Annotated in this window: 17 protein-coding genes, 1 pseudogene and 1 riboswitch; of the genes and pseudogenes, 5 read left to right on the top strand and 13 right to left on the bottom strand. The window is 71.2% G+C overall.

Annotation, left to right across the window (positions count from 1 at the left end; genetic code table 11):
- Positions 1 to 98 precede the first annotated feature (98 nt).
- Genes KIF24_RS17360 through KIF24_RS33065 form a run of 3 tightly spaced genes read left to right on the top strand, consistent with a single transcriptional unit; the run spans position 99 to position 2355 of the window.
- Positions 99 to 1232 carry an IucA/IucC family protein gene (locus tag KIF24_RS17360; protein ID WP_331461374.1) on the top strand — a complete coding sequence of 378 codons (1134 nt, stop codon included), beginning with the start codon at positions 99 to 101 and terminating at the stop codon, positions 1230 to 1232.
- A complete protein-coding gene (locus KIF24_RS33060; protein ID WP_331461169.1) occupies positions 1229 to 1792 on the top strand; it encodes an alanine racemase in 564 nt (187 codons plus the stop codon). The genes KIF24_RS17360 and KIF24_RS33060 overlap by 4 nt, the downstream gene beginning before the upstream one ends.
- Positions 1789 to 2355 carry a type III PLP-dependent enzyme domain-containing protein gene (locus KIF24_RS33065; protein WP_331461170.1) on the top strand — a complete coding sequence of 189 codons (567 nt, stop codon included), beginning with the start codon at positions 1789 to 1791 and terminating at the stop codon, positions 2353 to 2355. Before KIF24_RS33060 ends, KIF24_RS33065 begins: the two co-directional genes overlap by 4 nt.
- Before the next feature lie 160 nt (positions 2356 to 2515).
- On the opposite strand, the gene KIF24_RS17370 is transcribed toward KIF24_RS33065, so the two are convergent.
- The 6 genes from KIF24_RS17370 to KIF24_RS34575 all read right to left on the bottom strand — a co-directional run bounded on the left by KIF24_RS17370 (position 2516) and on the right by KIF24_RS34575 (position 10012).
- Positions 2516 to 3565 carry a ribonucleotide-diphosphate reductase subunit beta gene (locus tag KIF24_RS17370; protein WP_221084946.1) on the bottom strand — a complete coding sequence of 350 codons (1050 nt, stop codon included), beginning with the start codon at positions 3563 to 3565 and terminating at the stop codon, positions 2516 to 2518.
- Entirely contained in the window at positions 3562 to 5934 is a 2373-nt protein-coding gene (locus tag KIF24_RS17375) for a ribonucleoside-diphosphate reductase subunit alpha (RefSeq protein WP_230416546.1), read from the bottom strand. Before KIF24_RS17375 ends, KIF24_RS17370 begins: the two co-directional genes overlap by 4 nt.
- A 147-nt stretch (positions 5935 to 6081) precedes the next feature.
- A riboswitch (cobalamin riboswitch) is annotated at positions 6082 to 6290 on the bottom strand.
- A gap of 56 nt (positions 6291 to 6346) precedes the next feature.
- Positions 6347 to 7216: a class I SAM-dependent methyltransferase gene (locus KIF24_RS17380; protein ID WP_221084948.1), complete on the bottom strand. Its 870-nt coding sequence runs from the start codon at positions 7214 to 7216 to the stop codon at positions 6347 to 6349.
- Positions 7217 to 7418: 202 nt separating this feature from the next.
- Complete coding sequence (locus tag KIF24_RS17385; RefSeq protein WP_331461171.1) at positions 7419 to 8051, bottom strand: HNH endonuclease family protein; 633 nt, start codon at positions 8049 to 8051, stop codon at positions 7419 to 7421.
- Positions 8052 to 8193: 142 nt separating this feature from the next.
- The gene (locus KIF24_RS17390; protein WP_221084950.1) at positions 8194 to 8868 is read right to left on the bottom strand and encodes a response regulator; all 675 of its coding nucleotides are present in this window, start codon (positions 8866 to 8868) and stop codon (positions 8194 to 8196) included.
- Positions 8869 to 8875: 7 nt separating this feature from the next.
- Entirely contained in the window at positions 8876 to 10012 is a 1137-nt protein-coding gene (locus KIF24_RS34575; RefSeq protein WP_221084951.1) for a sensor histidine kinase, read from the bottom strand.
- Between the two features lie 167 nt (positions 10013 to 10179).
- Here KIF24_RS34575 and KIF24_RS17400 point away from each other — a divergent pair, with 167 nt between their 5' ends.
- Positions 10180 to 10848, top strand: coding sequence for a DUF2306 domain-containing protein (locus KIF24_RS17400; RefSeq protein ID WP_221084952.1), 669 nt, complete (start codon positions 10180 to 10182; stop codon positions 10846 to 10848).
- 73 nt (positions 10849 to 10921) lie between these two features.
- Here the strand turns inward: KIF24_RS17400 and KIF24_RS17405 are convergent, their stop codons facing one another.
- Entirely contained in the window at positions 10922 to 14863 is a 3942-nt protein-coding gene (locus KIF24_RS17405) for a ThuA domain-containing protein (RefSeq protein WP_221084953.1), read from the bottom strand.
- Between the two features lie 285 nt (positions 14864 to 15148).
- On the opposite strand from KIF24_RS17405, the pseudogene KIF24_RS33075 reads away from it, so the two are divergent.
- Positions 15149 to 15454: pseudogene (locus KIF24_RS33075) on the top strand (EamA family transporter); the annotation flags it as partial.
- 75 nt (positions 15455 to 15529) lie between these two features.
- On the opposite strand, the gene KIF24_RS17410 reads toward KIF24_RS33075, so the two are convergent.
- The 6 genes from KIF24_RS17410 to KIF24_RS17430 all read right to left on the bottom strand — a co-directional run bounded on the left by KIF24_RS17410 (position 15530) and on the right by KIF24_RS17430 (position 23125).
- On the bottom strand, positions 15530 to 16609 hold the full coding sequence (locus KIF24_RS17410; RefSeq protein WP_221084954.1) for a right-handed parallel beta-helix repeat-containing protein: 1080 nt from the start codon (positions 16607 to 16609) through the stop codon (positions 15530 to 15532).
- Positions 16610 to 16612: 3 nt separating this feature from the next.
- Positions 16613 to 16927 (bottom strand): hypothetical protein, encoded by a 315-nt coding sequence (locus tag KIF24_RS33080; protein ID WP_230415707.1) that lies wholly within the window; start codon positions 16925 to 16927, stop codon positions 16613 to 16615.
- Complete coding sequence (locus KIF24_RS17415) at positions 16897 to 17691, bottom strand: hypothetical protein (protein WP_230415709.1); 795 nt, start codon at positions 17689 to 17691, stop codon at positions 16897 to 16899. The genes KIF24_RS33080 and KIF24_RS17415 overlap by 31 nt, the downstream gene beginning before the upstream one ends.
- Positions 17691 to 19346 carry a hypothetical protein gene (locus KIF24_RS17420; protein ID WP_221084955.1) on the bottom strand — a complete coding sequence of 552 codons (1656 nt, stop codon included), beginning with the start codon at positions 19344 to 19346 and terminating at the stop codon, positions 17691 to 17693. Before KIF24_RS17420 ends, KIF24_RS17415 begins: the two co-directional genes overlap by 1 nt.
- Before the next feature lie 394 nt (positions 19347 to 19740).
- Positions 19741 to 22137 (bottom strand): RICIN domain-containing protein, encoded by a 2397-nt coding sequence (locus KIF24_RS17425; RefSeq protein ID WP_221084956.1) that lies wholly within the window; start codon positions 22135 to 22137, stop codon positions 19741 to 19743.
- A 136-nt stretch (positions 22138 to 22273) separates the two neighbouring features.
- Complete coding sequence (locus KIF24_RS17430; protein WP_221084957.1) at positions 22274 to 23125, bottom strand: sugar phosphate isomerase/epimerase family protein; 852 nt, start codon at positions 23123 to 23125, stop codon at positions 22274 to 22276.
- Positions 23126 to 23130 lie beyond the last annotated feature (5 nt).

Genomic DNA, 23130 nt, shown 5'->3' on the forward strand with positions numbered 1-23130 from the left:
ACGCCCTCGCCACACTGCTGCACCACCGTCCGCCGGCCGACCCCACGCCGACCGGCGACCGGGTGCTGGACGGCTACGTCGACTCCGAACAGTCCCTGGTGCACGGTCATCCGCACCATCCCAGCCCGAAGTGGCGCAGCGGCGACCCGGCGAGTTGGCGCCGCTACGCCCCGGAGCTGCGGAGCACCTTCCAGCTGAGTTGGCTCGCCATACCCAGCGAGCTGCTGGCGGGCGACGGGCCGTTCGACGAGCTGATCGCGCCGCTGGAACCGCCGACCGCACCACCCGGGCACCACCCGTTGCCGGTGCACCCGTGGCAGTTGTCCCTCGTGCCGCCGACGGACGACCGGCTGCGCCGGCTCGGTCCGGCCGGCGTGCCGGTGCGCCCCACCGCGAGCGTCCGGACCCTCTACGCGCCGACCGCCGACCTGTTCCTCAAGACCAGCCTGCACGTACGCATCACCAACTGCCTGCGCAAGAACGCCCGCTACGAGTTGACCGGTGCGGTGGCGCTGACCCGGTTCCTGGCCACCGTGCCGCTCCCGGCACACATCGGCCTGCTCGCCGAGCCCGGATACCGCACCGTCGACCTGTCCGGGCCGGACGAGGCGTACGGCACGATCCTGCGTACCGGTGTGCGCGAGCACCTGCGACCCGGCGAGACGGTGGTGCTGGCCGCCGCGCTGGCCGCCGCGCCGCTGGCCGTGCCGGACCCGTTCGACTGGTGGCGGGCCTACGTCGACCTGCTGGTCCCGACGGTCCTGCGATTGTGGCTGCTGCACGGTGTCGTGCACGAGGCGCACCTGCAGAACGTGCTGGTGGTGCTGGATCCGGACGGCCGCCCGGTGCGGCTGCTGCTGCGTGACCTGGAGGGTCTCAAGCTCGACACCGGCCGGCTGTCCGGCTGGCCCGACCGGGTGCCCCGCCAGGTCGCCTACACCTCCGCCCAGGCCGCCCGGCGGGTCACCTACTGCCTGTTCGTCAACCATCTGGCCGGTCTGGCCGGTGCGCTGGCCGACGCTCACCCGGGCAGCGAGGCACGGCTGTGGCGCCGCGTACGCCGAGCCGTCGAAGCGACGTACGCGCAGTTGGGCGAGCCGGCCGAGCTGGCGCCGCTGCTCGACGGGGCACCGCTCGCGGCAAAGGCCAACCTGCTGGTCCGCTGGCGCCGGGCACCCGACCAGCAGGCGCCGTACGTCGCGGTGCCGAACCCGCTGGGCGGTGGCGGGTGACCCGGCCGACGTACGTCTACGACCTCGCCGCCCTGGCCGCCCACGCCGCCGCCGTCCGGGCGGCCCTGCCCGGCCGGGTCGAGCTGCTCTACGCCGTCAAGGCCAATCCGGACCCGGGCATCCTGCGGACCCTCGCCGCCACGGTGGACGGTTTCGAGGCCGCCAGCCGCGGCGAGCTGAACCACCTCGCCACCGTGCTGCCCGGCCGGCGGCCGGCGGCCTTCGCCGGCCCGGGCAAGACCGACGCGGATCTCGACGCGGCGCTGGCCGCCGAGGTGGGCCGGGTACACGTCGAGTCCGCCGCGGAGGTGGGCCGCCTCGCGGCGCTGGCCCGCGCCGCCGGGCGCACCGTCGACGCGCTGTTGCGGGTCAACCTGCCCGTCGCCACGCCGGGCGCGAGCCTGGTGATGGGCGGCCGGGCGAGCCCGTTCGGGATGGACCCGCAGGAGGCGCTCCGGCTCGCCGACGACCCGCCGGCCGGGATCCGGATCCGGGGCGTGCACGCCCACCTGGCCAGCGGGCTCGACGCGGTGGTCGCCGCCTCGGTGGCGCGCGTGTGACGCGGTGGGCGGTGCGGCACCTGCGCGCCGAGGAGGTGAACGTCGGCGGCGGCATGGCCGTCGACTACGCCCACCCGGATCGCCGCTTCGACTGGCCCACCTACGGCCGCCTGCTCGGCGACGTGCTCGCCGAGCATCCGACGGTCCGCCTGCGGATCGAACCCGGCCGGGCGGTGACGGTCTACTGCGGCTCGTACCTCACCGAGGTCGTCGACGTGAAGCGGTCCCACGGCCAGTGGTTCGTCATCGTCGCCGGCGGCACCCACCACCTGCGTACCCCGGCAGCCAAGGGCCATTCCCAGCCGTTCGTGGTGGTGCCCCGGCATGCCGGCGGGCCGCGCACCGACGGCGGCCCGGTCACCGTCGTCGGTCAACTCTGCACGCCCAAGGACGTCCTCGCGCGCACCACCGACGGCCCCGCGATCGCGGTCGGCGACGTGCTGGTGTTCGCGATGGCCGGTGCGTACGCGTGGAACATCAGCCACCGCGACTTCCTCCTGCACGAGCCGCCCGACTTCAGGACCGGAGATCCGCTGGCCCTCGCCGATCGCTGGGGCCGCTGATCTTCCTGACGAGAGGCCAGCGGCGCCGGAACCGCTGTCCGGCCCCACTTGCTTCGGTGACCGCCGTCCCGGACGCTGGGCACGGTGGATCGGCTGGCGGACGGCGGCGCAGGTCGCGGCGTCCGCACTACGGGACACCGCGACCCGCGTCCGTCGCCGCTCAGAAGTCGTCGTCGAACGAGACGCTGCCGCTGACGCCGACCTGGTACGCCGACACCCGCCGCTCGAAGAAGTTGGACAGCTCCTGCACGTCCTGCAACTCCATGAAGGCGAACGGGTTCTTCGAGCCGTACAGCGGTTCGATGTCCAGCTGCGCCAGCCGCCGGTCGGCCACGTGCTGGAGATATTCGCGCATGTCCGTCAGGGACAGACCCGAGACGCCCTGTTCGAGCAGGTCCTCGGCGAACTGCACCTCGCACTCGACGGCCTCGGCCAGCATGTCGCGCACCTGGCCGGCCATCTCGTCGTCGAACAGGTCGGGCTCCTCCCGGCGCACCGTGTCCACCACGTCGAAGGCGAAGGCCATGTGCATCGACTCGTCGCGGAAGACCCAGTTGGTGCCGGAGGCCAGACCGTGCAGCAGCCCCCGGGACCGCAGGAAGTAGACGTAGGCGAAGGCGCCGTAGAAGAACAGCCCCTCGATGCAGGCGGCGAAGCAGATCAGGTTCAGCAGAAACGCCCGCCGGTCCTCGCGGGTCCGCAACTCGCGCAGCTCGAAGATCGAGTCGATCCAGCGGAAGCAGAACTCGGCCTTGCGGCGGATCGACGGGATGTTCTCCACCGCGTCGAACGCCGCGAACCGTTCCTGCTCGTCGGGTACGTAGGTGTCCAGCAGGTTGAGGTAGAACTGGACGTGCACCGCCTCCTCGAACAGCTGCCGGGACAGGTAGAGCCGGCCCTCGGGGCTGTTGACATGCTGGTAGAGGTTCAGCACCAGGTTGTTGGCGACGATGGTGTCACCGGTGGCGAAGAACGCCACCAGCCGGCTGACCAGGTGTCGTTCCGCCGGCGACAACCGGGCCAGGTCGGCCAGGTCGGAGTGCAGGTCGACCTCCTCGACGGTCCAGGTGTTCTTGATCGCGTCGCGGAAGCGGTCGAAGAAGTGGGGATAGCGCATCGGCCGCAGGGTCAGGTCCATGCCCGGGTCGAGCAGCATCTGCTGCGCACGCGGGTCGGTGCTGCTGGTGCGGGTTTCCGGGACGGTGGTCATTGGCAGGCCTCGCAGCTTTCGGGGTTCTCCAGGGAGCAGGCCAGCGCCGCGTCGTCGCCGACCGCGACGATCGGCTTGACCGTCGGGGTGAGGGCGACGGTGGCCTGCTGGATGCGGGTCGCGGGACGCGAGCGCAGGTAGTAGGTGGTCTTCAGCCCGGACTTCCAGGCGTACAGGTACATCGAGGAGAGCTTGCCGATGGTCGGTGCGCTCATGAACAGGTTCAGCGACTGCGACTGGTCGATGAACGGCGCGCGGGCGGCGGCCAGGTCGACCAGGGCCCGCTGCGGCAGTTCCCACGCGGTACGGAACAGCTCCCGCACCTCCGTCGGCAGGTCGGTGATGCCCTGCACCGACCCCTCGGCCCGCTTGATCTGCTCGCGGACCGGCGCCGTCCACAGCCCGCGCGACTTCAGCTCACGCACCAGGTAGGTGTTGATCTGGAGGAACTCCCCGGACATCGTCTCCCGCTTGAACAGGTTGGACACCTGCGGCTCGATGCACTCGTAGCAGCCGGCGATGGAGGCGATCGTGGCGGTCGGGGCAATCGCCACCAGCAGCGAGTTCCGCAGGCCGTGGGCGGCGATCGTCTCGCGCAGCGCGGCCCACCGCTGCACCTGTGTGACCTCGGCACCCCAGAGGTCCGGATGCAGCCTGCCCTGCGCGGCCCGCGTCTGCGGGTACGCCGGATGCGGGCCGGACCGCTCGGCGAGCCCGGCCGAGGTCTCCAGCGCGGTCAGGAAGATCTCCTCCTGCACCCGGGTGGACAGCTCCCGGGCCGGCGCCGAGTCGAACGGAAGGCGCAGGGTGAACAGCGCGTCCTGCAGGCCCATCAGCCCGAGCCCGACCGGGCGCCAGCGCGGGTTCGACGCCGCCGCCTGTTCGGCCGGGTAGTAGTTGATGTCGATCACCCGGTCGAGGAACACCACCGCGGTGCGGACGGTGGCGCGCAGCCGGTCCCAGTCGACACCGGCCGCACTCACGTGCGCAGCCAGGTTGATCGACCCCAGGTTGCACACCGCGGTCTCGGTGTCGCTGTTGACCTCCAGGATCTCGGTGCACAGGTTGGACAGGTGGATCGTGTTGCCGGGCGCGCCGGTCTGGTTGGAGAGCCGGTTGGAGGCGTCCTTGAAGGTCATCCACCCGTTGCCGGTCTGCGCGAGGGTACGCATCATCCGCCCGTACAGCTCCCGGGCCTTGATCGTCCGGACGGCCTTCTTCTCCGCCGCCCGGTACGCCTCGTCGAAGGCGTCGCCGAACAGGTCGGGCAGCTCGGGCGCGTCGGAGGGGTCGATCAGCGACCAGTCGCCGTCCGCCTCGACGCGCCGCATGAACTCGTCCGGGATCCAGTTGGCCAGGTTGAGGTTGTGCGTACGCCGGGACTCCTCGCCGGTGTTGTCGCGCAGCTCCAGGAACTCCTCGATGTCCGGATGCCACGGCTCCAGGTAGACGCAGGCCGCGCCCTTGCGCCGGCCGCCCTGGTTGACCGCCGCCACGCCCGCGTCGAGCGTCCTGAGGAACGGCACGATGCCGTTCGACCTGCCGTTGGTTCCCCTGATCAGCGCACCGCGGCCCCGGACCCGCGCCCAGGAGATGCCGATACCGCCGGAGAACTTCGACAGCTTCGCCACCTGGTGGTAACGCTCGTAGATCGAGTCGAGTTCGTCGCGCGGCGAGTCGACCAGGAAACACGACGACATCTGGGTGTGCCGGGTTCCCGAGTTGAACAGCGTCGGCGAACTCGGCAAATACGCCAGGCTGGACATCAGCCGGTAGAACCCGATCGCCTCGGCCGGCGTCTGCGACAGCCCGCAGGCGACCCGCAACAGCCAGTACTGCGGGGTCTCCACCACCAGCCGGGTCTGCGGATGCCGCAGCAGGTACCGGTCCGCGACGGTGCGCAGGCCGAAGTACTCGAACCGGAGGTCGCCGTCCGGGTCGACCGCGTCGTCCAGCTTGCGCGCGTTACGGGCCACGAACTTCGCGGTGGCGTCTCCGATCAGTCCCAGACCGTGCGCGTAGCGGATCGACTGGCTGAAGCTCGCCACCTGCTGCCCGCGTACCTCCTTGTCCACGTACGCGGCCAGCAGCCGGGCGGCCAGCTTCGAGTACTGCGGTTCCTCGCCGATCAGTTCGGCGGCCGTCTGGATGGAGAGCTTGTCCAGCTCGGCGGTGGTGGCGCCGTCGTACAGGCCGCTGATGGTCTTGGTGGCCACCCGCAGCGGGTCCACCTCGTCGAGGTCGGTCACCCACCGCTCCACCGCCCGGACGATCTTGTTGACGTCCACCGGCTCGGCATCGCCGTTTCGCTTACGGACCTGCATCACGTGCCGGCGCTGCTCCGACACACCTGGGCCGGACGCGGACATCTCTTGTACGACCGTCACGTCTCTCTCCTCACACCATCTGGTGAAGGCCCTCGGACGCACAGGAGGACGCCACCGGATCCACGCCCGACGGCGCGTGCCCGGTTGGTGGCGTCGACCGTCCCGCGCGGCCTGCGGCCGCCGCCCGCGCTCGCGGGCGGCGTGCTGGCAGGTCTTCGGACTCGTGGGCGTGCTCGCGCATTCCTACTGGCCGTCGCTTCCCAGACCTGGCGGGTCCAGTGCTGTGTGACGGCGGTCGTTCCCACTCACCGCTGCGGGGCAGTTCCGGTTTCGCACCGGATTCCCTCTTGCCTCGGCCGCCCTGGATGGACGTCCGAACCAGCTACGAGTGACACCATATATGGGCCACCCGATACTGCAAGACACCAGATGGTGTGTCGGCGTGTCTCTGAGATCACATCGGGCTGCCCGGCCGGCGGGTGACCACAGTGGTCTCCTCGGCGGCGGGCGTCGCGACGGTGATCCAGAAGGTGGTCCTCAGGCAGAGGCCACCGTCGGCGGTGCGGGCACCGTCGAGCGCTCGCGCGGCGCCGGCCGTCGCGGCGTCGAGCCGGTCGGCCGGGACGCGCCCCAGCAGCGCCCGACCGGCGTGCGACCACATCCATTCCGTCCAGTGGTCGACGTCGCGGAACCGGCTCTCGATCCGATGCTTCCCGATCTCGGTCACGGTGAGCCCCGCCGCGGCCATCGTCGCGCCGATCCTCGTCTCGTCGGCGAAGGGGTCATCCGAGGGAGCCGGTCGCGGTTGGTCGGCCGGCAGGTGCGCCGCCAGTGCGGCCATGGCGGCGTCGAACGCCGGGTCCTGGGCCGCGAAGGTGCTGACCGCCAGGCGCCCGGAGGGCCGCAGCAGCCGGGCGTAGGACCGCAGCGCCCGCTGCGGCTCGGACAGCAGAAAGACCACCAGGCCCGCCAGGACGACGTCGAAGCTGCGGGGCGGGAAGCCGGGCTGCTGGGCGTCGTCCACCAGGACGTCGACCTGGGTCAGGCCCGCCCGCGCGGCGTCCTCGGCGGTGAGCGTGACCATGGCGGGGGCGAGGTCGGTGCCCGTGACCTGCCCGGTCGGTCCGGTGGCCTCGGCCGCCGGGAAGAGGACGGCACCCCGGCCGCAGCCGACGTCGAGGACCCGGTCGCCGGGCCGGATGCCGGCCCGCCGGACGAGTTCGGCACCGAGCGGGCCGAAGAAGGAGACCCCGGTGCGGTCGTAGGTCGGAGCCGCCCGCTCGAACACCTCGGCGGTCGAGCCCGGCTGGGTCGCGCTCGTCATCGATGATCCCCTCCTCGTCGTGGTCCGGCCGGAGCGGGTCGCGGTTCGGGTAACAGGTCGGCCGTCCGGCCGCAACCCCCCGGTGGATATGAAAACCCTAACCGAAAGGCCGACCTACCGCTCCCCGAAACGTGGACGGGCCGCCGGGGGCGGGCCGCCCACGTCGCGGACGACGAGCCGGAGGATCCGGCGAGGGGGTCGGTCAGCAGCTGTTCAGCATGGTGCCCAGCGCCGACTTCTCGGCGCTGTTGACGGACATCCCGTAGTACCACTTCACCTGGATCCAGGCCCGCGCGTAGGTGCAGTGGAACGCGGTGCGCGGGGGCTTCCACGCCGCCGGATCCCGGTCACCCTTGGACGAGTTGACGCTGCCGGTGACCGCCCACAGCTCGGGGCCGCCGAGGTCGTTGGCGTAGGTCCGGCGCCGCGAGGTGGACCAGGCCCACGCCCCGGACCGCCACGCCTCGGCGAGCGGCACCACGTGGTCGACTGAGATGTCGGCGGGATTGGTGCGGGTCACGCCGTCGTACGGGCTGTACCAGGACCCGGACGTCGGGTAGCAACTGGAGTTGACGACGACGTTGCTGCCGTCGCGCTTGAGGACCTGCTCGCGGGTGTTGCAGGCCCCGGTGATCGTGATCCAGTGCGGAAAAAGGTCGCGGCTGTAGCTGGACTGGTGGGACTCGGCCGCGACGCTGAGCGAGTTCAGCCGGCTCACCGCCGTGCTGTACGAGGGGATGTTGGGCGGGGTGGCGTGGGCCGGCGGCGGGGCCAGCACCACGGACAGGACGACGGCGGCCACCGTGGCGAGGGCGGCCTTGGGTACGCGAGCCACTTGGCGACTCCTGACTGTCCGCTGCCACGGCGGGTGGGGGATCCCGACTGGGGGCATGGCAGCGACGGCACGATTGTCGCAGCTACGGCGATCGATAGATTCCGTCCCGACGGAAGGCGCCGTGAACGCCGTGTAAAGACCACTACCCCGGGCGTCCGGGGCCCGGCCTGGCGCGCCCGCTCTCGTGCGCCCAGATGGCGATCTCGACCCGGTTACGGGCACCGAGTTTGGCCATCAGGCTGGCGATGTGGGTCTTGACGGTGCTGAGGCTGATGTACAACTCCTCGGCGATCTCGGTGTTGGTGCGTCCGCGCGCGACGGCGACGAGCACGTCCTCCTCCCGGTCCGTCAGCGCGTCGATCGGCTGTCTCGGTGGCGTGGCCGGTCCGGCGTCGGCGAAGGCCCTGAGCAGCCGCGTGGTGATGCTCGGCGCGATGAGCGCGTCCCCCTCGGCGGCGGCCCGCACGGCCTGGGTGAGCAGGGCGGTGCCGGCGTCCTTGAGCAGGAATCCGCGCGCTCCCGCGCGGAGCGCGGCGTAGACGTACTCGTCGAGGTCGAACGTGGTGATGACGACGACGGCGAGCGGGTCCGCGACGGCGGGGCCGGCCAGGTGGCGGGTGGCCTCGATGCCGTCCACGGCGGGCATCCGGATGTCGAACAGGCACACGTCCGGGCGCAGGCGCTTAGCGAGTTCGACGGCGCGCCGGCCGTCGGCGGCCTCACCCACGACCTCGATGTCGGGCTGGGCGTCGAGGATCATCGTCAGGCCGGTACGAACGATCTCCTGGTCGTCGGCGACGACCACGCGGATGGGCATACCGCGATTATGCGGCCGTCGGCGTGCGGGGCAGCGCCACGGCCACCGTCCAGCCCCGGCCGGCGTCGGGACCGGCCTCGCAGGTGCCGCCGAGCAGGCCGGCACGTTCCGTCATGCCGACGATGCCGAATCCGCCGGCCCCGGCGGGGCGGGTCGAGCCGGTGTCGCCGTCGTCGCTGACCCGCAGGCGCACCGACCCGGCGTCGGCGGCGACGCGGACCTCGATCCGGGTCGCGTGCCGGGCGTGCCGCCGGGCATTGGTCACCGACTCCTGGGCGAGCCGGTAGACCGCCGTGCCGACGGTCGCGGGGATGTCGTCGAGGTCGCCGAGCAGTTCCACGTCGACCACGGGGCCGGGCGGCGACCAGCCGGCCAGCCGGGCGATGTCCGGGATGCTCGGGTTGGGTGCCAGGTCCGCCGGTTCGGCCCGGCGCAGGACACGCACCATCGCCCGCATCTCGGCGAGTGCCCGCGCCGCCTCGGCCTCGATCACCCGCAGCGCGTCGACCGCGGCGTCCGGCCGTGCCTGCGCCACGGCGATCCCGGCCTGGGCCCGGATCGCCATCGCCGAGACGTGATGCGCCACGGTGTCGTGCAGGTCGCGGGCGAGCCGCTCGCGTTCCAGCAGCTTGGCCTGGTCGAGCCCGCGAGCCAGCAGCCGCGCCCGGTATCGGAAGGCGGTGGCCAGGGCGAACGCCGCGAACATCACCACGAGCCCGACGAGCGCGTCCGCCAGGCCGAGGTGACCGAAGGCCGCCGACAGACCGATCTTGGCGAGGATGAGCGCCGCACCGGCCGCCGCCTGCTGGCCGGACCCCCAGCGGAACAGCGCGTACGGCAGGATCAACACGTACACCATGGTGACCAGTTCCGGCTCGTGGCCGACGAACAGCGGCGCGACGCCGGTGACGGTGAAGACGATCGCGACCATCAGCAGCGGCCTGGTCCGGCGCCACAACAAGGTGGACACCAGCGCCAGGGTGATGACGGTCGAGTAGACCGGCGCCACGAGGTCGGGCCGCAGCAGCCCCTCGAGTATGGCGAGCGGCACGACGACGCCCACGAGCACCCAGTCCCGCCAGGACCGTACCGGCGGCGAGGGGGCCCGGGGCTCGGCCCACACGGAGTGGAGAAGCTCGCGCACGTACCCGATCGTACGCAGCCCGCAGATCCACCGGACCAGCCCAAAGTACGGCCGGCGCCACCGACCATCGGCCGAGGAGATTCGGGCCCGCGCGGCGATGAGTCCCACCCCGCCCGGCGCGAGGATCGGTGTCTGACAACCGCACAGGGAGAAGGGACGTCCCGGCCGTGAAGCCTTCCACCAGGTCGAACTGGCTCATCCCCACCGGCCTGCTCGTGCTCAGCGCCGTGCCGGTGCTCGCCGGCGGCCTCCGGCTGGCCGAGCTGGCCGGTGGCGCTCAGGCGCTGCCGGACGGCGATCGGATCGCGTCGGCACCCGCACCCGTGGTGCTGCACATCGTCAGCGTCACGGTGTTCAGCGTCCTCGGCGCCTTCCAGTTCGCGCCCGGCTTGCGCCGACGCCGTCGGGGCTGGCACCGGGCCGCGGGACGGCTGCTGGTCCCCTGCGGGCTGCTCACCGCGCTGAGCGGCCTGTGGCTGACGCTGTTCATGCCCCGCGCCGCACTCGACGGCGATGCGCTGGCGGCCGTCCGGGTGGTGGTCAGTGTGGTGATGGCCACGTCGATCGTGCTCGGCTTCGTCGCGGTCCGGCGCCGCGACTTCGCCCGGCACCGCGCCTGGATGATCCGCGGCTACGCGATCGGCATGGGTGCGGGTACGCAGTTCTTCACCCAGGTGGCCTGGATGGCCGCGGTCGGCCCGCTGACCATGTCGAGCAAGACCGGCACCATGGCCGCCGCCTGGCTGATCAACGTGGCGGTCGCGGAGTGGATCATCCGTCGCCGTCCGGCCCGCGCCGGACGCCCGATGCCGGTGGCGGTCGCCCCGGTCGGGTGATCCCCGTGCCGGCGGCGAGCGACGTGGCCGGCCCGGCGCGATCCGGGCCGGCCCCGCCGGCGGTGGTGGTGGTTCAGCTCGGGTAAGCCTCCAACTCCCAGAGCGAGTGGCCCCACGCCGTGCCCCGGGTGGTGCCGTAGATCCGCAGGTAGCGGCCGTTGGCGCCGAGCGCGGTGTGCTCGTCCACCCCACCGTCGGCCCCGGTCACCGTCTTCACGTCGACCCAGCTGGTGCCGTTGGTCGAGGTCTGGATGACGTACGAGCTGCTGTACGCCGCCTCCCAGGTCAGTTTGACCCGGCCGATCGCCGTCGGGCCGCCCAGGTCCACCCGGATCCACTGCGGGTCGGAGAACTCGCTCGACCAGCGGGTGGTGAGGCTGCCGTCCACCGCCTCGGCGCCGGACATGCCGGCCCCCTCGTCACTGGAGGTCAGGGTCGGCTTGTTCAACAGCAGGTTGGTGCCGGGCGGGCCGGTGGGATCGCCGGCGTCGCCGTACACCTCGAACTCGAACAGCGAGTAGCCCCAGGCCGTTCCCCGGGCGGTGCCGGTGAGCCGGACGTAGCGCCCGGAGCCGACCAGACCGGTCAGGTCGTCCACGCCACCGTCACCTCCGGTCACCGTGCGGATCGTGGTGAAGTCGACCCCGTCCGGCGAGGTCTGGATCTGGTACCCGCTGCCGTACGCCGCCTCCCAGGTCAGCTTGACCCGACTGATGTCGTACGTGGCGCCCAGGTCCACGTCGATCCACTGCGGGTCGCCGAACTCGCTGCTCCAGCGGGTGCCCGGTGCGCCGTCGAAGGCGTTGGCGGCGACGAAGGCCCCCTCGACGCTGGACGACCGGGCCGGTTTGCCCTGCGCCAGGTTGGCACCCGGGTCCGGGTCGGGGTCGGGGTCCGGGTCGCCGCCGGGGCCGGTGAGGAGGGTGAACTCGTCGAGGTCGTACATCGCGCCGCCACCGGAGAACACCAGGAACAGGGTGCGGGTGCCGGTCGGGGCGGTGACCCCGCCGGTGACCGTGGCGAACGTGGCGTACCCGCCGGTGGGTACGACCGTGGCCGAGCCGACCAGCGGCCCGGTCGGCGAGTCGACCCGCAGTTCCAGCGTGCCGCCGGCACCGGCCGGGGCACCGACCCGCGCGCTGAACGACTGGACGCCGGTCAGGTTGTACGGGTGGAACGAGATCCAGTCGTTGTTGTCGATGTATCCGATGGCCGCTCCGCCGTGCGCGCTGTCCGGCGTGGTGACCTGGATGCCGGACGAGTCGCCGAAGTGCTCGGCCTGGCGGGTCCGGGGCTGCAGCACCGCCTGGGTGTGCGTGGTCAGCGGTGGCTGGCCGCCGCCGCCGAGGTCGGTGTACTCGGCGTCGATGATGCCGAAGATGTTCGCCGCGGTGTCGTGCTCGCCGTCGGCCGAGGTCTGGATGACCCCCGTGCAGCCCTGCACGCTGCCGAGTTGGTGGCCGTGCGAGTCGTGACCGAGGACGTAGTTCACCGTCACCCGGGCACAGTCGATCGCGCCGTCCTGGGCGTCGCTGACGGTGACGCTGAACGGCACCGCGTCCCCGAAGTTGAAGGTCTGCCCGTTCAGCGGGGTGTTCACGGTGACCACCGGGGCGCCGTTGCCGACCGTGACGACGGTGCTCGCGGTGGCGGTCTTGCCGGTGCTGTCGCGGACGGTCAGCGTCGGGCTGCGGACCCCGTCGGTGGTGTAGGTGTGGCTGGGGTTCGCGGCCGTGGAGTCGGTGGTGCCGTTGTTGTCGAAGTCCCAGGCGTAGGTGATCGGATCACCGTCCGGGTCCAGCGTGCCGGCCGACGAGAACTGCACGGTCAGCGGTGCGACGCCGCTCGTCGGGTTGGCCGAGACCTGTGGCCGGGGTGCCCGGCCCTCACGGGCGTACTCGATCCGGTACAGCGCGGAGTTGGCGTCGCCGTTGAACCACCCGGTGCCGTAGTCGAGCACGTAGAGCGCGCCGTCCGGGCCGAACTCCATGTCCATGACCTGGGTGCCGGACCACGGGAACGGGTTGATCTTGAGTGGCTCACCGGCCGGGTCGAGCTTGACGTTCTTGATCCAGCGGCGGCCGAACTCGCCGGCGAAGTAGGTGCCGTCGAAGTACTCCGGGAACGCCACGTCCGAGGTGCTGTCCGGGTCGTACCGGTACACCGGTCCGCCCATCGGGGACAGCCCGCCGCCGGTGAACTCGGGCGGTGAGCCGGAGCCACCGTACGGCAGCCAGGCCGGGACGGCCGGCGGCAGCTGGGTGATGCCGGTGTTGTTGGGCGAGTCGTTCACCGGCCCGTTGGCGCAGTCGAACTTCGGCCCCGACGGGCCGGACGGGAACGTGTAGTCGTTGTAGGCGTCGTTGCGTGCGGTGCAGTACGGCCAGCCGTAGAAGCCCGGCCGGTCGATCCGGGCGAACTCCACGTTGCCCGCCGGTCCCCGGTTCGGGTCGGCCGTGCCCGCGTCCGGACCGTAGTCACCGAGGTAGACGACGCCGGTGGCCTTGTCCACGCTCATCCGGAACGGGTTGCGGAAGCCCATCGCATAGATCTCCGGGCGGGTCCGGGCCGTCCCCGGTGCGAACATGTTGCCGGCCGGGATGGTGTAGCCACCCGCCGCGCTCGGCCTGATCCGCAGCACCTTGCCGCGCAGGTCGTTGCTGTTGGCCGAGGTGCGCTGGGCGTCGAAGGCCGGGTTGCGACCGGGCCGCTCGTCGATCGGGGTGAACCCGGCCGAGTCGAACGGGTTGCTGTCGTCGCCGGTGGAGAGGTACAGGTTGCCGGCCGCGTCGAAGTCCATGTCACCGCCGACGTGGCAGCACATCCCCCGGCTGGTCGGCACGTCCAGGACCAGTGTCTCACTGGCCAGGTTGAGGGTGTGGTCCGCGTCGACGGTGAACCGGGACAGCCGGTTGACGCCGTCCCAGGGGGCGAAGTCGGCCGGGGTTCCGGTGGCCGGTGCGCCACCACCCGGGGTGTCCAGCGGCGGGGCGTAGAACACGTACACCCAGCGGTTGGTGGCGAAGTTCGGGTCGACCTTGATCCCCTGTAGGCCCTCCTCGTCCCCGGTGTACACCGGCAGACTCGCGGCGATCTTGGTGTTGCCGGCCGCGTCGGTGTACCGGATCACGCCGCTGCGCGAGGTGTGCAGCACACCTCGGTTCGGCAGCACGGTGAGGCTCATCGGCTCACCGGTCTCGGCCGCCCCCCTGGCCAGCTCCACCTGCTGGAAGTTGCTGTCCACGGTGGCACCGCACTCGGCCCCGGTCGCGCCGGCCGCGCCCATGATGCCGCCGAGCAGGTGCTGCCGGAAGTTCGGCTCGGCGTACGACTCGTCGGTGTGGCCGAGGCCGGTGTACCAGGCCCGGCCGCCGGAGTAGTTGTGGCACCAGGAGATCGGGTGGTCGTACCCCATGCTCCCGCCGCTGTAGGTGCTCTCGTCCAGGGTCGCCAGCACGTGCACGCTGCCCCGGGGATTGGTGCGGTAGTTGTACCACTCGTCCAGCCTGGTCCACCGCTGCGGCAGCGTCGCCGTGGACGGGTGCACCTGGTCGGCGACCTTGATGGTGGCGGTCTGGTTGGCCGGATGCGAGGCGAAGTACGCCCCGACGAGGCCGCCGTACCAGGGCCACTCGTACTCGGTGTCGGCGGCGGCGTGCACACCGACGTAACCGCCGCCGCCGGCGATGTAGCGCTCGAACGCGGCCTGCTGGGCGGCGTTGAGGACGTCGCCGGTGGTGGACAGCCAGATCACCGCGGCGAACCGGTCCAGGTTGGCGTCGGTGAACTGTGCCGAGTCCTCGGTGGTCTCGACGGTGAACCCGTTGGCGGCGCCGAGCTGCCCGATGGCGGTGATGCCCGGGCCGATGGAGCCGTGCCGGAATCCGGCGGTCTTGCTGAACACGAGCACGCTGAACGGTGCGGCGCTGGCTGCGGGTGGCAGGGCGGCGATGCCGCCCGCCACGAGGATCGCACTCAGCAGGGCGCCGAGGCACGATCTCAGGGATCTGCGCACGGTGGGGTCCTTCCACTCGGGTGGTGGGGCGTGCGCCGATCACGCCTGGTGGTGTGCGGGAGGTGGTGGTGGTGCCGTCGCGGTCGCGGCTCGCCCGACGCGCCGTCGCCGTCGCGAGCATGAGGCATGTAAGTACATCGTTACGGTTGGATCACCGGCCCGTCAAGCCTTCCGACGCAATCCGAGAGAGCGTTATCTCCGCACGTCAGAGCGACCCTGTAAGGTAAGATCGAATTACCGTTTCCGGTGCCCGCGATCGGCCTGGGCGCCCGGACCACGATGGGCATGCCGCCGCTGACCACCAGCGCCTTCGTCACGCTCTTCGCGGCCACCTCGTTCGCGGCGGTGGGAACCGGCACCGGCACGCTCGGGTTCGACTTCGCCGCCGACGCGTGGATACCCATCCTCGGCGTCACCGTCGTCTCCACCGTGGTGGCGATCGGCGCCTTCTTCGCGGGTATGAGCGTCATCGGTCCCACCCGGGCCTCGATCATGAGCATGGTGGAGCCGGTCGTCAGCATCCTCGCCGCCTGGCTGCTGCTCGGCGAGACGATGACGCCCAGGCAGGCGCTGGGCGGGGCGGTGGTGCTGGCGGGAGCCGTCTGGGGTGTCACCGGCACCGGCCGGGCCACCTCGACCGAGGCACCGGGCGACGGACGCCCGGGATCAACCGGGGCCGGCGGCACGCAGCGAGCAGCAGGCACCGCCCGCGAGGTCGGTCCGGCCCGGCAAGCCCTGCCGGGAGTCGATGCGGATCCCGTCCAGGACCACGCCGGCCGCCTGCTCGATCACGACGGGCGAACGCGGACGTAGTGGATCGCCGGACCCGGACGTGGTCACCGGCAGCGGCACCAGGGTGCAGTCCCGCACCACCACGTCCCGGTACTCCAGCACCCGGATCGAGTGGTCGATCTCGCTGCGGCCCCAGCCCGCAACCCGCACCGCGTACAACGGACCGTTCCAGGACACGCAGGCACCCGACACCCGGATCCGCTCGCCGACCAACTTGGCGCCGTCGGAGTGGAAGCGGTCCGTGTTGTCGCCGGGCAGCAGCCGGAAGCCGATCTCGACATCCGACAGGCAGACCCGCTCCACCTCGACGTCGTGCACCGAGCTGAGGTAGAACCCCTCGAAGGCGTCGGACACCCGCAGATCGGAGATGCCGAGGTGGTGCGGGTGGTACGACGGCCCGGCGATCGAGTCGACGCCCTCGCCGACCGCGCCCCAGTGCACGGCGATCCCGGTGCAGCCACCCACGATCGAGACGTCGGAGATGGCGATGTCCCGGACCGCACCGACCACCGCGATGCAGTTGGCGGCGCGGGCGTCACGGCGCTCGACCTGGACCCGCCGGACCTGGATACCCTCGATCCACTCGGCTTCCGCCGGGTAGAGGTACCGCCCGATGGTGATGGCGGTGCCCAGGTCGCCGCCGTGTTCGCCGGGTGAGGCGGGCGGCGGGAGGAAGCCGACGTCCTCGATCGTCACCCGTGAGCCCAGCACCTGGACGACGGGCTGACCGTCCGTCGCCGACGAGGTCAGCCAGGTCGTGACGGGCCCGTCGCCGTGCTCCGCGCCGGCGAGCGTCCAGCCGGGTCCCAGGACGATCCCCCGGTCGAGCGGAAAGGTGCCGGCCGGCAGGCGCATCGTCCCGCCCGGCCGGGACGCCAGGAGCCGGTCGACCGCCTCCTGGTTGGCCGCCGCGTCGTCGGTGAGCACCAGCTCGGAGGATCGGGAATCAGTCAACGGTCAGCACTCCAACTCGACGACCTGGCAGACAAGCTCGGAGACCCGCCGCCGCATCACGGTGGCCTCGGGGTCGGTCAGCCCGACCAGCACCGGTCCGGTGGTGGTGCGCCCGATCACCACGTCGAGCGTGTCCTGGGCCGGTGCCGTCGCGCTGACCGGGCACTCGGTGCCGTCGACCAGGCTCGCCGCGCGTACGACGAGGTGGTCCGGCTGCGGCGGCCGGGTGAACGGCGACGCCTCGAACAGCGCGTATCCCGCCCCGCGCTGGGCCACCCGGATCGCCTTCAGCACGTTCTGGCCCTGCTGGCGACGCAACCAGGCCTGGCTGGGTTGGCGTACCGCGGCCGGCGGCGCCGACGCGGTCGCGATCCGCAGTCGGCACCGGACCTCGGCGGCGCCGGCGTTGACCACGAGGAACCTGGACCGGGCCTGACCCTGGCCGCGGCCCCGCGCGCCCACCAGTCCCCGGCGCTGACCAGGCCGGCGAGCTGTGCGGCCGGGCCGGCGAGGCGCACCGGAACCTTCGCCTCGTCGCCGTCCTCGATCGCGGCGATCTCGACCCGGTTGATGCGTACGCCGACAGCCGCCAGCGAGCTGAGCGACGATGCCGCCCACTCCGGGAGCGCGGCGTCGGCCAGTTCGACGATCAGCAGGCCGTCCGGGCCCACCTCGTCGGCGCGCAGGTCGAATTCCACCCAGGCGTGGGCCTCCATCATCCGCAGCCGCCCCCGCTGGCGACTGATCACGGCGGCGGCCCGTTCCGTGCCCTGTGCCCTCAGCACCACCAGGCGCGGCAGCTCACGCATGCCGCGCGCCGGTGTGGCGACGCGGGACCAGGCCGCCTGCGAGGCACCGTCGACATGAAGATCGACGCGAACGCGGACCGGCCGACCGCCGGTGCGCAGCTTCAGCACGACCGCACCGGACGCGCCCTGCACCCGCCCCACGATCGCCACGCCCCGCGCCATCTGGTCGGCGACCAGCACTTCGGGTTCGCCGCCCGAGGCGAACACCGCGGGCAGTTCGCGCGACGGCACCGGATCGTCGAACTCGGTGCCGAACCAGGTGCCGATGGCCACTATCGGACCTCCCCGGGCAACTGGAGGTCCGTCCGGGTCAGCACCGGCTCACGGCGGGTCCACATGCGCTCGACGGCCTCGAAGAGCGGATCCGCGTCGCTCTCGATGTGCCGGAACGCCGTCCGCACCGCTCTGAGCAGGTAGTCGGCCGGCCAGACCTCCCAGTGCGGCACCTGCGGGGTGAACAGGTCCGTGGCGCTGCGGTAGAACCACAGCCACAGCCGGGCGCGCTCGACCTGCTCGGCCGAGATGATCTCTTCGCCGTTCAGCATGGCGCTGATCGCGCCGTCGAGGGCCTTCCAGTACGCCTCCGGGTCGTTCACCACGGTCGACAGGCCGCACTCGCTCCACTCGGACCAGCCCGCCTGGAGCACCGGGATCCCGTACGCGGGAAGCTCGTTGCTCACGCTGCCACGGACGGTCACGCCGAAGTCGACGAGGCTCCACAGGCCGTTCTTGCTGAGGTCCTTGCTGGGCTGGAACACCATGTGCCGGTGCCGGGCGTAGCGTCGGGCGACCGAGTCGAAGAAGTCGGTGCTGTCGTAGCGGAACTGGCTCGGATGGTCCTGGAACAACCACTGCACCTCGGTCGAGGTGCTGGCGAACTGCGCCGTCTCCTCGAACCAGTCGGCCAGGGTGGGAAAGGACTGATGATTCGTCCCGGGCGCGTCGGAGACGGCATGGTTGAAGACCGCCACCACCGGCCGCGACGGGTCGAAGCCCAGGCGCGCCGCGTAGTGGGTACGCAACCGGGCCCGTTCCTCGCTGTTGTTGATGTCGACGGAGGCACTGGCACCCCCCCGCCACCAGCTGGGCCGGCCCAGGTTGACCTTCGACCGCCAGGCGACAAGTTCCGCGTTGCGCCGCACCTCGTCGCGCCGCGGCAACACCCGCTGTTCGAAGAACGCGCCGATCTGGTGGGTCAGCTCGCCGCGGAAGGTGTGCTCACCGGTGTCGTTCTCGGGGAACAGCGCGTACGCCTTGAGGCAGCCCGTCTGCTGGGTGTGCACGACGGGTATGCCGGCCCGCCGGGCGGAGTCCACCGCCAGGCCCCAGTGATCGTAGTCGACGTGGCTGGTCACCAGCGCCACCACGGACCCACTGCCCAGCAGTGCGTCGTAGAACGACGAGATGGACCGGCCCAGCGCCTGTCGCCGCGCGTAACGCGGGTCGGCGGCGGGGTCCTCGGGCGCCCGGGGCCGCTTCGTCACCCGGCAGTAGGTGGCGCTGACGAACTCCTCCAGGGTCTCCGCACTGATGGACCGGCCGGGGGCGAGCGTCCGCCCGAACAGCTCCACCGGCACGGCACCCGGCGTGGCGGACCGGGCCGGACCCTCGATCAGGCGATAGAGGTCGATGACCTCGCTGGCGCCGTATGCCTCCGCGACCCGCTCGACCAACTTCACGTCGAACTCGGTCCACAGCGCCTCGTGCCACATCTCCTCGACGCCGGTGACGACCACGAGCTGCGCGGGCACCAGCCGGCGGATCGCGTTGGCGACCGCCAGGTTGCGCATGGCCACCCGGATGTCCTGGTGGAACACCTCGACGATGAGGTAGCGCTGGGACGGCGTGGACCCCAGGTTCTTGCGCCAGTAAACAGAAGCGGAGTCGAGGAATGCCTCGAACTCCTTCTTGTCAGCCCCGAGCCACACCCGAAGAACCGTCCCTCTCCCGTTGGAAGAGCAGTGTCGGGACGCTCACCCTGACGGGAGTCCGCACCGCGCGGCCACCCTGGCGGTGGCCAGCCGGTGAGGACCGTGCCGCCGGCCCCGACCACTGCATGCACATCTGAACGAACATGTCCGAATTCTGGTACCGCCCGCAACACTGGCCGGCGTGTCCAATACACGCCGCCCACACCGCACGAGGATCGCAACGTATCGGCACTGGGCGTAGTCTACGTTGACAGAACATGGACAGCAGGTTGCGACCCGGCACCGGCGGCGGTCGACCGAGGCCGCCGGCGCGGAGGGCGGGCGGCACGCCGGGCAGCGACCCGACACCCGGGTGGGGCCGCGCCGGCGCGGCCCCACCCGGCGCCCGGGGTCAGTTGCGCAGGCTCCACTGCTGGTTGGTGCCGCCGTGGCAGGCCCACAGGTGGATCTTGGTGCCGTTCGTGGTGCCGTAGCCGCTGGCGTCGAGGCACAGCCCGGACTGCACGCCGGTGATGGTGCCGTCGGGGTTGACGTTCCACTGCTGGTTGGTCTGGCCGTTGCAGTCCCAGATGATTGCCAGGGTGCCGTTGGCGGTGCCCTGGCCGGAGGCGTCCAGGCACTTGTTGCCGTACACCATCAGCTGCCGGCCGGTGGTGTGGGTCCACCGTTGGTTGGTGCCACCGTGGCAGTCCCAGAGCTGGGCCTGCGTGCCGTTGGTCGTGCTCGACCCACCGATCTCCAGACAGCGACCCGACTGCCCACCGACGATCTGCACGTTCTGCTGGCCGTTACCGTTCTGCGGTCCCGCCGCGGCCATTACGGCCTGGGCTCCCGAGGGCCAGTTGCCGTTGGTCACCGTGACGTTGCCGGAGACGACGTTGCCGCGGTCGCCGTTGGTCACGTTGGTGCTGCCGTTGGTCGACCAGTTGTTCGTGACGGTGAAGTTGCCCATGTTCTCGGCGAACCAGTAGTTGGCGGTGGCCCAGGTGCCGGTGGACGAGAAAACGTTGTTGCGGGCGGTGTAATAGCGGGAGCCCTCGTCGAAGTAGACGCCGAAGTAGCCGTTGGTCCGCAGGCAGTAGTTGTCGCTGATCAGCCCGCCCGGATTCGCCGAGAGCGTGTAGATGCAGCCGCCGTCGTTCATCTGCTGCATCACGTCGTGCACGTAGTTGCCGATCAACCGGTTGTTGGACGCGGTCGTGGCGGTGGTGTAGCGCGGCTGGTAGTTGTACAGGCCGCGGTCGGCGTAGTGGTTGCTGCCACCGGCGTCGTTGGCGCCCCAGCCGTACCCGATCGACATGCCGGTGTACGGCATGTTGTAGACCTCGTTGTACGAGATCGTGGCGTTGGTGACGTAGGTGGTCAGGACCGAGACGATGCCCCGATGCTCCAGGCCGAGGTCGTGCAGGCGGTTGTTGCTGATGGTGATGTCCCGGTTGACCATCCGCTGGTCACTCGGGTGGTGCGCGTCGGCGCGTACGCCACCGACGATGATGCCGCCGGCGGAGTTGCGGGCGACCTCGGACCGGGTGATCGTGATGTTGCTGGCGCCCAGGCCGACCCCGCTGGCGTGGGCGCTCGGGTCGTTGCCGATCCCCACCGCCGTCTGTCCCAGGTTGACGAACCGGGAGTCGGTGAAGGTGACGTTGCTGGCGGCGGAGACCTGCACGGCGGCGGGTGACTGGAGCCAGTTCGGGCGGGTGGCCTCGAACTGCGGGCAGCCGTTGTGGCAGGAGCTGAAGCTGGGCCAGTTCCAGTTGCCGTGGATGTAGGAACCGGTCTGCTGGTCCGCGTAACCCTGGTTGCTGCTCGGCCCGAGCCAGCTGGTGCCGGTGAAGGTGATCCCGCTGAAGGTCATGTGGTGCGCGGGCGCGTCATAGGTGCCGCCGACGTTGACCAGTGACTGGAGCGTCGGCAGTTCCACCTTGACGTTGTTCATGTTCTGGCCGGCAAGTGGGATGTAGGACAGCGCGCCGCTGCCCGGGTCGAGATACCACTCCCCCGGCGCGTCCAGGAACTCGTACGCGTTGCTCAGGTAGAGCGGACCGGCCCGGTGCGGGCTGGTGAAGGTGTCGTACCCGAAGTTGTTGTTGCTCCAGCCGGGCTGCTGCATCGTGATCAGGTTTCCACTGATGCTCTGCACCGAGACGTACCGGTCCGTGAACGAGTTGACGCTCTCCATCTGGATCCGGTTCTCGTTCGCCAGGTTGTTGAGGTAGCCCAACGCGCTGTTGGTGAACCTCATTCCGGTGCTGTCCGCGGTGAAGTCGGCCCGATTGACCTGGGTACGCGCCCGGGTGGCGATGGCACCGTCGACGTAGAGCTGCCGGGTGTCGGTCCCGGCGCCGACGTTGGCCCGCCAGATGTTGCGCCCGGCGTCGGCGAGCGTCCAGCCGGTGACCGGCCGGGCACCGCTGATCACCGGCTGGGCCGACGGTGCCGCCTGCCACACCACCCGGTAGCCGTTGGTGCCGGAGTCGGCCGAGGTCAGCCGGAGCGGGGTGGTGAGCCGGTACACCCCGTCGGCCAGTTGGACGACGATGTCGCCGGACATCGAGCCGGTACGCGACCGCACCGCGGTCTGCGCGCCGCTCAGTGCGCACGGTTGGGCGGCGGTGCACGCGGTGCCGCTGCCGGAGGGGGACGCGTAGAGGGTGGTGGTGTCGGCGAGGGCGGGTGCGGCCGAGGTGGCCACGGTGGTCGCGGTGGCCACGGCGGTCAACGCCGCCGCCGCGACCGCGGCCAGCAGCCGCCTTCGCGCTGCTGCGGGAGATGACGGTACGGACACGGGACGTCTCCTTACCTTCGGTGTGGTGGGTGTGGCAGCAGTTCATCATACGAATGATGTCTGGGCAAGGATCGATCGAACGGCCCCGAGTCGGCCGGCTCCGCGCCGCGGTCCACACCGGACCTGGTGGCCGGTGTCATCGAAGGAGCCCGCGCAGATATGTCAGGCCGTCCAGGGCGAGCCGGTCCTGCGAGGGAGCCAGCGGGCGCCAGATCGACGCGGCGGCGGCGATCGTCTCGTTCTCGACGGTGAACGACTCGATACACACCGCACCCCGGTAGCCCGTCGTGGCCAGGGCGGCGAGGAACCGGGGCCAGTCGAGGTGGTCCGCGCCGGGCGCACCCCGGTCGGTGCCACTGACCTGGACGTGCTTGATGTACGGGCCGGCGAGGACGAGGGCGGCGTACGGGTCGGCCTCCTCGATGTTCATGTGGTAGGTGTCGATCATGATGCCGACGTTCGGGGGCAGGCCGTCGATCAGCTCGACGACCTGCTCCATGGTGTTGACGACGCTCGTCTCGTATCGATTGAGCGCCTCCACACCGAGGGTCACCCCCCGCTCGCCGGCATGGTGGGCGACCGGCGTGAGCGACCGGCGGAACTCCGCGTAACAGGCGGAGCGCGCCGCCCCCGACATCCGCCAGGTCCGGCCGACGGAGGCGTAGACCGGACCCCCCACGCACGGCGCGCCGACGGCCGCCGCGCTGTCCACACACCCCTTCAGGTACGCCACCGTCGCCTCGACGACGGCCGGCGCGGCGGCCACCAGGTCACGCCCGGGCGGCGTGACCGCGCAGACGCCGGCCGCGGCCAGGCCGTGCGCCGCCAGCAGGTCGCGGGTGCGGTCCGGATCCCAGTCGCCGGGGTTCTCGATCGGCAGTTCGACCGCGTCGAAGCCCATCGCGGCGATCCGCGGCACCAGTTCCGCGAGAGCCCGATCGTCGACCGGTGAGGTCCAGACCCACGGGTTGACACCGATGTCGTACACCGACC

This window comes from Micromonospora tarapacensis (assembly GCF_019697375.1).
Taxonomy (GTDB): domain Bacteria; phylum Actinomycetota; class Actinomycetes; order Mycobacteriales; family Micromonosporaceae; genus Micromonospora; species Micromonospora tarapacensis.

Excerpts from the sequence above, each read along its gene's own strand:
- KIF24_RS17370 (WP_221084946.1), bottom strand. The coding sequence starts at position 3,565 with ATGACCACCGTCCCGGAAACCCGCACCAGCAGCACCGACCCGCGTGCG.
- KIF24_RS17375 (WP_230416546.1), bottom strand. The coding sequence starts at position 5,934 with ATGTCCGCGTCCGGCCCAGGTGTGTCGGAGCAGCGCCGGCACGTGATG.
- KIF24_RS17380 (WP_221084948.1), bottom strand. The coding sequence starts at position 7,216 with ATGACGAGCGCGACCCAGCCGGGCTCGACCGCCGAGGTGTTCGAGCGG.
- KIF24_RS17390 (WP_221084950.1), bottom strand. The coding sequence starts at position 8,868 with ATGCCCATCCGCGTGGTCGTCGCCGACGACCAGGAGATCGTTCGTACC.